The organism is Duganella sp. 1411, from assembly GCF_017833525.1.
Lineage (GTDB): Bacteria > Pseudomonadota > Gammaproteobacteria > Burkholderiales > Burkholderiaceae_D > Rugamonas.
This window is the reverse complement of record NZ_JAFICD010000001.1, coordinates 314,121-324,214: the sequence shown is the minus strand read 5'-3', so window position 1 is coordinate 324,214 and position 10,094 is coordinate 314,121. Positions and strand designations below refer to the sequence as shown.

The following is a 10,094-nucleotide window of genomic DNA, read 5'->3' as shown; positions in this document are numbered from 1 at the left end:
AATTATACAATTATCCCTAGGCAAGGTTATGATGTCTTTCAAACATGACCAGGGACAGCACCAATGACATCCGTTCGCACCATTGCCCTTCTATTCACGATGCTCCCGGCCGCAGCAAGCGCAAGCGCCAACGTCGTCGCGGAAGTAGAAGCTGCCGAGCAGGCCTTCTGGCAAGGTTATAACAGCTGCGACTATGCGGCAATGGAAACCAACCTTGCTACCGACGTTGAGTTTTATCACGACATGGGCGGTGCAATTAAGGGCAAGGCCGCGCTAGTGGACTCTGTGCGTAGGAATATCTGTGGCGATGCGCAGCACAGGGTACGCCGCGAAACAGGTACTGACGCCAAGACCTACCTGCTCAAACAGGGCGACACGGTGTATGGCGCGCTGGTGACCGGCACCCACGTCTTCCACGCCAAGCATGGAGCTGCGGCTGAGGTGCCGGAAGGTCGTGCCTTGTATTCGCACCTTTGGACTACCAAGGGCAGTAAATGGGAGCTTTCGCGTGTTTTTAGTTACGCTCACGGTCCTTTCGGCGTAGTCCAGGCGACGCCAGTTGCCGGAGCAATGCTAACAGCCGCGCAGATCGACCGCTACATAGGCAATTTTGCTGGTCCTGGCATGCCGCCGATACTATTTTCCCGTAGTGGCGACAACCTACTGCTGCACTGTCGGCGCGTGCTGCCTAGTCGAGACGTGCTACGACCCCGAAATTCTGCTGAGGAAAAGAAACTGGCTCCCTGGGAAAGCATAAATACTGGTTAACTCCATATGCATTGGTATATTCTTAATTTTTTAGATGGTTCAATTCGATATTCAAGAGAGAAATGCGAAAAATAAATTTTCCGGTGACCTGCATCAAGCTGATACCCCTCGTGATCCTGGCTGCCGTTGCCAGCTGCGGCGGCGGTGGCGGTGGTTCTGCTCCCACCAACACCACTCCGGCGCTAAGCGCGCCGTCCATTTCTGCCCAGCCGTTGAGCATTTCGGCCCCCGAGGGCGGCAGCGTTACTTTTTCCGTGACTGCCGCCAGCGCAGCGCCGCTTAGTTACCAATGGCAGCGCAACGGTAGCGACGTGGCTGGCGCCACTTCCGCGCAATATACGCTGGTGCCAGTGCAGGTGAGCGACAATGGCAGCCTGTGGACGGTTATCGTGCGCAACAGCGCGGGAAGCATCACCAGCTCCGCCGCCAAACTAAACGTGGCAAGCAAGTCGTTGCTGGCGGGCGCCATCGCAGGTAATAGCTTCAATGGCTACGCCGAGATCAAGGGTATCGCTGTGGACGACAATGGCGACATCTACCTGTCCGACCGGGCGGACGACACTCATTTGCGCGTGGTGACCCAACAAGGCGTGTCGCACAAGCTGGCATTGACGGCCGCCGCCGGCGATGCCACCGCGCCGCTGTCGCAAGCCGTCTCGCTGGCACGTGACACGACGGGCAACTTGTACGCGACCGACCAGGGTTGCGTGGTACACAAGATCAGCCCCGCAGGTCTGTTGACCACCCTGGCCGGCAATTCCACCTGCGGCGCGGCAGATGGCAAAGGAACAGCCGCCAGCTTCGACTCCAAGCTGGCGATTACCGTGGATGCCGGCGGCGGCGTCTATGTTGGCGGAGGGGGCACAATCCGCAAAATCACCCCTGACGGCACTGTCACCACCCTGGCCGGCATCCCGCAGACACATGGTACGTCCGACGGCGACGCCAAGTCCGCGCGTTTCGGTAGCATCAGTGGCATCGCGGTGGATGGCGCCGGAGCGATTTATGTCGCCGATGCTGGCAGCAATATCGATGGCATTGTCGGCAGCCGGATCCGAAAGTTGACCCCGGCCGGGATGGTAATTACGCTGGCTGGCGGCAGCAGTTACGGCTCCGCCGACGGCGCCGGCGCGGTGGCCACCTTCAGCTCCCTGAACGGCTTGACCATCGATAAGCAAGGCAATCTGTTCGTCGCTGACGAAGGAAATCACACGATTCGAAAAATCACCCCGGCAGGCGTCGTCTCGACGCTGGCCGGCACCGCCTCACAGCTGGCGCCTGCCGCGGCCGATGGCATCGGCGCCGCAGCGCGATTTAACTTGCCATACGGCTTGGTTGCCGACAGCGCCGGCAATGTCTACGTCACGGATACCAATCCCGGCCTGGAGATCAACAGTGTCCGCAAAATCACTCCAGCGGCAGAAGTCACCACCATCACCGGCGACGGCGCTGGCACTGGAACCACAGACGGTCCGTCCGGCGAAGCCCGCTTCGCGCGGCCGGAAGCGATTGCCTTGTCCAGCGATGGCACCCTCTTTGTCGCCGATACCGGCAATCAGCTAATACGTAAGATCAGCGCGGCCGGCATCGCCAGCACGCTGGCAGGCAACCCCGGCCATGGTTCCTTCCTGGATTCGGGCGATGGCACCGGCGCGCAGGCGACATTCTTCCAGCCCGCCGGCATCGCTGTCGGCAGCGATGGCGTCGCCTACGTAGCCGACGCCGTACGTAACACCATCCGTAGGGTCGGTAACGACGGAGTCGTAACCACTTTGGCCGGCAGTTACCAAAACAGCAGCCGGCCCGCTGATGGCCAAGGCGCCAAAGCAGGATTCTCCAGCACCAATGGGATTGCGATTGATAGCAACGGTACCTTATACGTCGCGGACTATCATGCCATCCGCAAGGTCGATGCCAACGGCAACGTCATTACGCTGGCAGGCACTTTGGGGCCCTGGGATGCCGGCACTGCCGACGGCAGCCTGGCACAGGCGCGTTTCGGCTACCTGAGAGCGATAGCCATCGACGCCAGCGGCAATTTGTACCTGACGGATTCGCTCAATCACAATGTGCGCAAGATCACGCCAGCCGGTGTTGTGACCACGCTGGCCGGAACCACCGGCCTTGCCGGCGATGCGGACGGCCAAGGCAGCGCCGCAAGCTTCAATGGTCCGCGTGGCATCGCACTTGATAAGGCGGGCAATGTGTATGTCGCCGATACGGAGAACAACCTCATACGGAGAATTAGCACCGCCGGCGAGGTCACGACGGTTGCTGGGAAGCGCGGATTGACCGGCAACACGCTCGGCGCCTTCGGTGGCGCCCTGAATCGGCCGATGGGGCTGACATTCGATGCCAACGGCGCCCTGCTGGTGACATCAGCGAATGGTGTCTTCAGGCTGCCACTTTAGATAACTTATAGGATGCCGCCTTGTGCAAGCATTCAATGGGTGGCCAGACAGCATAAAGATTGCGGGCTTACCCCCGGCCTTGGCGCATAAGCTGCCGGTCATCGAACGCCGGTGAACGGGCCAAGTCTGCGCTAGTACAGATTAGCCCATACGTACGGCGTCGGCGGCTCGCACATGGCCGATTACGGCGTGCCGCCTAATCCGCCCTACGTGGATCCCGTGGATCACGTGGACCTGTCGTGGTCAGCGGATTAGGTGGAAAACGTCGTCGGTGGGATCAACGGGTCTGCCGCCTAGGCGAACTTGTGGCGCATGTTGATGTGCGCGATGCCCGCCTCGAAAAACTCGTCGCCTTCGATCGTGAAGCCGTGGCGCTGGTAGAACGGCGCAGCGTGCGACTGCGAACTGAGCTCTACTTGCCGGTCGCCGCGCGCCTTGGCTTGCGCCATCAACGCCCGCAGCAGCGCGCCGCCGACGCCCGTGCCGCGCGCGCTCTTGCGCACCGCCATGCGGCCGATGTGGCCGTCCGGTAGCAAGCGCCCGGTGCCGACCGGCGTGCCGGCGGCGTCGTAGGCGACCGCGTGCAGGCAGAGCGCGTCCATGTGGTCCATTTCCAGCTCGGCCGGAACCTTTTGTTCTTCGACGAAAACCTCAAAACGGATGGTCTTGGCGTCCTTGTCGAGGACGGTCCAGTCGCCGAAACGGATATCGTAGTGTGCTGTCATTCGTGTGGCATCTGTTGGGTCGGAACCCGATTGTCGCACGCGAGATGCTGTTCGAGGAAGTCCACGAACACGCGCACCTTGGCCGAGCTGGCCAGCCGTTGCGGATACACGGCCCAGACGTTGGCTTCCTGCGTGTACGCCGGCAATACCTGCACCAGCTCGCCCCGGTCCAGATACGCTTGCGCATCCCAGCGCGAACGCAGTACGATACCGGCGCCGGCCACCGCCCATTGCAGCGCAATCTCGCCGTGGTTGGTCGACAGCGGACCGCTGACCTTGACGACGCCCTCCTCGCCCTCGCCACGCAGGCGCCACACGCCGAACGGCAAATCGCGCTCCTTGATCGGCAGGCAATCGTGGGTTTCCAGTTCCCGCAAGGTTTGCGGCGCGCCGCGCCGCGCCAGATAGGCGGGCGCCGCGCACAGGATGCGGTGGTTGCTCATCAGGCGCCGCGCGATCAGTTGGGGCGCGATCTCATCGCCGATGCGGATGTCGAGGTCGAAGCCCTCGCTGACGATGTCGACCAGCCGGTCGAACACCTCCAGCCGCACTTGCAGCGCCGGGTGCTCGGCCGCCAGCCGGGCGATCGCCGGCGCGACGACGTTGCGGCCGAAGCCGAAGCTGCTGCTGACACGCAGTTGCCCGCGCGGCACGCCCTGCCGCTCGGCGACCTCGTCGAAGAGGCTGTCCAGGCTGGACAGGATCGTCAGCGCGCGCGCGTAGACCTGTTCGCCGTCGTCGCTGACGACCACCCGCCGCGTGGTCCGGTGGAACAGGCGCACGCCCAGCGCCGCCTCCAGCATGCCGATGCGCTTGCTGACGTAGGCCGGCGACATGCCCAGTTCCTCGGCGGCGGCCACGAAGCTGGCCTTGCGCACGACGGTGGCGAACACCCGCAGGTCGCCGTTTTCGATATTTTTATTCAAGGACATTATTCACCCATCGTGTTTTATGGGATCACGATTGACCACATTTTAAACGAGGCTGACCGCGTTATGCTGTCAAGCATCGGCAAATGGAGGGATTAACCGCATGAAAACGCACAAAATCGCAGTCATCGCCGGCGACGGCATCGGCAAGGAAGTCATGCCCGAGGGCATACGGGTGGTCGACGCGGCCGCCAGGCGCTTCGACATCGGCATCGAATGGACCAGCTTTGAGTGGGCCAGCTGCGACTACTACGCGCAGCACGGCAAGATGATGCCGGACGACTGGTTCGACCAGCTCAAGGGCTTCGACGCGATCTTCTTCGGCGCCGTCGGCTGGCCGGACACGGTGCCGGACCACATCTCGCTGTGGGGTTCGCTGCTGAAATTCCGCCGCCAGTTCGATCAATACGTGAACCTGCGGCCGGTGCGGCTGATGCCCGGCGTGCCCTGCCCGCTGGCCAACAAAAAACCGGGCGACATCGATTTCTACATCGTCCGGGAGAACACCGAGGGCGAATATTCCTCGGTCGGCGGCAAGATGTTCGAAGGCACCGAGCGCGAATTCGTGCTGCAGGAGTCGGTGTTCACCCGCACCGGCGTCGACCGCGTGCTCAAGTACGCGTTCGAGCTGGCGCAAACCCGGCCTAAAAAGCATCTGACGTCGGCCACCAAGTCGAACGGCATTTCGATCAGCATGCCATATTGGGACGAGCGCTTCGCCGTCATGGGGGAGGAATATCCCGAGGTCCGCCGCGACCAGTACCACATCGACATCCTGTGCGCGCGCTTTGTGCTGTCGCCGGAGCGGTTCGACGTGGTGGTGGCGTCCAACCTATTCGGCGATATCCTGTCGGATTTGGGACCGGCTTGTACCGGCACGATTGGCATCGCGCCGTCGGCCAATTTGAATCCCGAGCGGACTTGGCCGTCGCTGTTCGAGCCGGTGCACGGGTCGGCGCCGGATATTTATGGGAAGAATATCGCCAATCCGGTGGCCATGATCTGGTCGGGGGCGATGATGCTGGACTTTTTGGGCAATGGCGAGGCGAGGTATCGGGCGGCGCATGATGCGATCGTGGCCGCGATCGAGTCGTGCATCCAGGACGGCGCGCGCACGCCCGATTTGGGCGGCACGGCCGATACCACCGCGGCGGGCAAGGCGATCGCGGCTGCGTTGGGGTGATTCTTGGGGCCGCGGACGGCGCTTGGCGGATTACGCTTCGCTAATCCGCCCTACGTGGTTCCGATGTCATTCACCATTGCGGGCGACGAACGAATGGCCACGGAGATACGTAGGGCGGATTAGGCGGGACGCCGTAATCCGCCATGCATCCGCCGCCGATGGCATATGGCTAAATACGCGGCGTTAAACCTATTTCGCAACAATCACGCCGCAGGCCAACCGCGCGCCGGAATTGCCGGTCGGCTGGGTGACCATGTCGTCCGGCGCCGCGTGCACGATCACCGAGCGGCCGACGGCGTTGGCGGCGTTGCCGTTGGTCAGATTGATCTGCGTCAGCGGCACCGTCACATCCAGCTCGGCCACGCCTTTGTCGTCGGCCTTCAGATTGCCGAAATCGCCGCCGTGGTGCATCGCGTGCGCCGGGTCGCCGTGCTGCGTGGTGGACGGGTTGAAGTGCCCGCCCGCGCTGGTACCGTCCGGCGCCGAGCAATCACCCTTCTCATGGATGTGGAAACCGTGCAAGCCCGGCGTCAGCCCTTCGATGCGGGCCTTGACGCGCAAGCCGTCGGCGCCCTGCTCGAAGCTAACCGTGCCGCTGACCTTGTTGCCCGCGGTCGGCTTCAACGGCGCCTCGGCGCTCGGGCCGGCGGCGAAGGCGGCGGAGGCGGCCGTCAGAGTCAAACTCATCATGCAGCTCACTAAGGCGATCTTCTTCATATTTTTCCTATATTCAATAGAGTACATGGGTTACGTCGTGCAAGCATAGGCTACCGCTTATTGGTCAACTCGACAACATCAGTAATGTAGGGTGTGTGACACAATTCACCCATCACAGCAGCTTGACCAATTGCTTGCCGAAATTGCGTCCGGCCAGCAGGCCGATGAACGCTTCAGGCGCCGACGCCAAGCCCTCGGCCACCGACTCGCGGAACTTCAGTTTGCCGTCGGCGACCAGGCCGCCCAACTCGCGCAAGCCCTCCTGCCAAAACTCCATGTGCTCGGTGACGATGAAGCCGCGCAAGGTCAGGCGGTTGATCAGCAACAGGCGCGAATTCTTGATCGACAGATCGGCGCCGCTGAAGCCGGCGATGATGCCGCACAGCGCGATCCGCGCGAAGGCGTTGGTGCGCGCCAGCGATGCGTCCAGCACTGCGCCGCCGACGTTCTCGAAGATGCCGTCGACGCCATCGGGCGTGGCGGCCGCCAAATCCTGCTCCAGGTTGCCGGCCTTGTAATCGACGCAGGCGTCGAAGCCCAGCTCGTCGACGACGTAGGCGCATTTTTCCGCGCCGCCGGCGATGCCGACCGCGCGGCAGCCGCGCAGCTTGGCCAGCTGGCCGACGACGCTGCCGACCGCGCCGCTGGCGGCCGAGACGACGATCGTCTCGCCCGGTTTGGACGCCATGATCTGGTTGAAGCCGTACCAGGCCGCCATGCCGGGCATGCCGACCGCGCCCAGATACGACGACAAGCCGATGCGCGACGTGTCGAGCGTGCGCAGCATGGCGCCGTTGGAGACGGCCAGCTCGGTCCAGCCCAGCACGCCCCCGACGAAATCGCCCACGTTGTAGCGTTCGTTGCGCGAAGCGATCACTTCACCGACGGTGCCGCCGATCATGGTTTCATCCAGCGCCTGGCAATCCGCATAGCTTTTGGACGCGCTCATGCGCCCGCGCATGTACGGGTCCAGCGACAGGTAGTGATTGCGGATCAGCAGCTCGCCGTCGGCCAGCGCCGGCGTCGGCACCGTCTCCAGACGGAAATTCTCAGGCAAGACCGGGCCCTGCGGCCGCGAAGTGAGGACGATGCGCTGGTAAGTGGCGGGAATAGTCATCATCAAACCTCGTAATCCATGCATTGGCGTTGGTCGCGCACGGCGCCGAAGAACGGCTTGATCGCCACGTGGTCCGGGTGCTCCTGGTAGGCGTCCAGCGCGGCCTTGTCGGTGAACTCGGAATACAAAATCACATCGTAGGTCGCCTCCAGCCCCGGCTGGGCCAGCGCCGCCTCGAATTTGAGGATGCCCGGCACCAGGTTGGCGCAGGCGTCCAGCATCGACTTCATCTTCGCGGCGTTGGCCAGGCGGTCGCCGCCCTCGGCGTGTTCTTTCAGTTTCCACATCACGATGTGTTTGAGCATTTATATTCCTTGTTAAAACCACGCGTCGCGCATGTCGAGCGTGGTGGTGTCTATGCTGGCCAGCAGCTCCAGCTGCTGCGCCACCTTCGGCAGCTCCCAGCGGAAGAAGTAGCGGCAGGCCTGCAGCTTGCCGCGGTAAAAATCGACATCCGCAGCGCCGGCGCCGTCCAGTGCGCGCGCCGCCAGCAGCGCCTGCTGCAGCCAGATCCACGCCAGCACCACGTGGCCGACCGCCTCCAGATACGCGCTGGCGTTGGCCAGCGTCTTGTTCATGTCGCCGACAGCATACAGGCTCTGCGTTACTTGTTCCACCGATTGCCATGCGGCATCAAGCGCGTCGGCGTGCGCCAAGAGCTCGGCGCCGATGTCGTTGGCCGCGCCGGCCGGCAATTGCGCGCTGTCGATGCCGACCGCGCCCGGCGCGCCGACGCTGCCGCGCACCTTGCGCACCGTCCGCCGCAACTCCGCGCCGAAGCCCTTGAACAGCGCGCCGTCCTGCATCGCGACTTTACGGCCCAGCAGATCCAGGCCGTGGATGCCGTGCGTGCCCTCGTGGATGGCGTTGAGGCGGTTGTCGCGGTAAAACTGTTCAACGTTGTACTCGCGCGTGTAGCCGTAGCCGCCGTGCACCTGGATCGCCAGGCTGTTGGCCTCGACGCACCATTGCGACGGCCACGACTTGGTGATCGGCGTCAGGAAATCGAGCAAGCGTCCGGCGTGTTCGCGCGCTTCCGGCGTGTCGGCGGTGCGCTGCTCGTCCACCAGGCGCGAGCAGTACAGCACCAGGCCCAGCGCGCCCTCGACGTAAGCCTTTTGCGCCAGCAGCATGCGGCGCACGTCGGTGTGTTCGATGATGGGCAGTTGCGGCTTGGCCGGATCTTTCTGCGCCGGATGCCGGCCTTGCGGGCGGCCGCGCGCGTAGTCCAGCGCGTGCAAATAGCCGGTGTACCCGAGCACGGCCGCGCCAAGGCCGACGCAAATGCGCGCGTCGTTCATCATGTGGAACATATTGGCCAGGCCCTGGTGGGCCGTGCCAACCAGATAGCCGACCGCCCCGCCCTTGCCTTGCGGCTTGAACCGGCCCTCGCCAAAGTTGAGCAGGCAATTGGTCGCGCCGCGATTGCCCATCTTGTGGTTCAGGCCGGCCAGCACCACGTCGTTGCGCTCGCCCCGGCTACCATCGTCGTTGACCAGGAACTTGGGCACGATGAACAGCGAAATGCCTTTGACGCCCGGAATCAGCTTGCCGTCCGGGCCGGGAATCTTGGCCAGCACCAGGTGGACGATGTTGTCCGACAGTTCGTGCTCGCCGGCGGTGATCCACATCTTGTTGCCGCTGAGCCGGTACTGGCGCTCGCCGTCGACGCCGTCGACCGGATCGGGCTCGGCGCGGGTGGTGATGTCCGACAGGCTGGAGCCGGCCTGCGGCTCGGACAGGCACATGGTGCCGAAATAGCGGCCGGCGAACATCGGATCGGCAAAGCGCCGCACCTGCTCCGGCGTGCCGCACTTGAGCAAGGTGCCGGCGTTGCTGGTGGTCAGGAAGGTGTACGCCGTGGTGCTGACGTTGGCGGCGGTGAAATAGCACGCCAGCACCTTTTCCACCACGCACGGCAACTGCATGCCGCCGCGCTCGTAATCCTGGCCCGACGCCATCAGGCCGGCCGCCGAATAGGCATCCAGCGCAACCTTGACGTCGGGAATCATGCTGACGTTCAGGCAGTGCTCGCCGGGAACCGCGTGCGGCTCCTGGTTGTCGCTTTTCTTGTTGTGCGGCGCGAACAGGTCGGCGGCCAGTTGTTCGGCCGTGTCGATGGCCGCGTCGAAGGTCTCGCGGTTGTGGTCCGCGAAGCGCTCGCGCCTGGTCAGCGATTCCACGTCCAGCCATTCGTACAGCATGAAGTCGATGTCGCGCCGCGACAGCAGTTTGGACTGCATG

9 protein-coding genes are annotated in these 10,094 nt (G+C 63.4%); 3 read left to right on the top strand and 6 right to left on the bottom strand.

Features of this window, described 5'->3' with window-relative positions; all coding sequences use genetic code 11:
- Nucleotides 1-63: 63 nt before the first annotated feature.
- Together JOD97_RS01270 and JOD97_RS01265 are read left to right on the top strand one after the other, a co-directional pair.
- The gene (locus JOD97_RS01270; protein ID WP_209712817.1) at nucleotides 64-768 is read left to right on the top strand and encodes a nuclear transport factor 2 family protein; all 705 of its coding nucleotides are present in this window, start codon (nucleotides 64-66) and stop codon (nucleotides 766-768) included.
- 62 nt (nucleotides 769-830) lie between these two features.
- Nucleotides 831-3,179, top strand: a complete 2,349-nt coding sequence (locus JOD97_RS01265) for an SMP-30/gluconolactonase/LRE family protein (protein ID WP_209712816.1) — start codon at nucleotides 831-833, stop codon at nucleotides 3,177-3,179.
- A 293-nt stretch (nucleotides 3,180-3,472) separates the two neighbouring features.
- Here JOD97_RS01265 and JOD97_RS01260 read toward each other — a convergent pair whose 3' ends face one another.
- Together JOD97_RS01260 and JOD97_RS01255 are read right to left on the bottom strand one after the other, a co-directional pair.
- Nucleotides 3,473-3,904 carry a GNAT family N-acetyltransferase gene (locus tag JOD97_RS01260; protein WP_209712815.1) on the bottom strand — a complete coding sequence of 144 codons (432 nt, stop codon included), beginning with the start codon at nucleotides 3,902-3,904 and terminating at the stop codon, nucleotides 3,473-3,475.
- Nucleotides 3,901-4,830: a LysR substrate-binding domain-containing protein gene (locus JOD97_RS01255; RefSeq protein ID WP_304511204.1), complete on the bottom strand. Its 930-nt coding sequence runs from the start codon at nucleotides 4,828-4,830 to the stop codon at nucleotides 3,901-3,903. Before JOD97_RS01255 ends, JOD97_RS01260 begins: the two co-directional genes overlap by 4 nt.
- Nucleotides 4,831-4,936: 106 nt before the next feature.
- On the opposite strand from JOD97_RS01255, the gene JOD97_RS01250 reads away from it, so the two are divergent.
- Nucleotides 4,937-6,016: a tartrate dehydrogenase gene (locus tag JOD97_RS01250; RefSeq protein WP_209712813.1), complete on the top strand. Its 1,080-nt coding sequence runs from the start codon at nucleotides 4,937-4,939 to the stop codon at nucleotides 6,014-6,016.
- Nucleotides 6,017-6,205: 189 nt separating this feature from the next.
- On the opposite strand, the gene JOD97_RS01245 is transcribed toward JOD97_RS01250, so the two are convergent.
- From JOD97_RS01245 to JOD97_RS01230, 4 genes are all read right to left on the bottom strand, one after another.
- A complete protein-coding gene (locus tag JOD97_RS01245; RefSeq protein ID WP_229264140.1) occupies nucleotides 6,206-6,706 on the bottom strand; it encodes a superoxide dismutase family protein in 501 nt (166 codons plus the stop codon).
- Nucleotides 6,707-6,845: 139 nt separating this feature from the next.
- The gene (locus JOD97_RS01240; RefSeq protein ID WP_209717015.1) at nucleotides 6,846-7,844 is read right to left on the bottom strand and encodes an NADP-dependent oxidoreductase; all 999 of its coding nucleotides are present in this window, start codon (nucleotides 7,842-7,844) and stop codon (nucleotides 6,846-6,848) included.
- An 8-nt stretch (nucleotides 7,845-7,852) separates the two neighbouring features.
- Nucleotides 7,853-8,155 carry a Dabb family protein gene (locus JOD97_RS01235; RefSeq protein ID WP_209712811.1) on the bottom strand — a complete coding sequence of 101 codons (303 nt, stop codon included), beginning with the start codon at nucleotides 8,153-8,155 and terminating at the stop codon, nucleotides 7,853-7,855.
- A 12-nt stretch (nucleotides 8,156-8,167) separates the two neighbouring features.
- On the bottom strand, nucleotides 8,168-10,093 hold the full coding sequence (locus tag JOD97_RS01230) for an acyl-CoA dehydrogenase (RefSeq protein WP_209712810.1): 1,926 nt from the start codon (nucleotides 10,091-10,093) through the stop codon (nucleotides 8,168-8,170).
- Nucleotide 10,094: the final 1 nt, after the last annotated feature.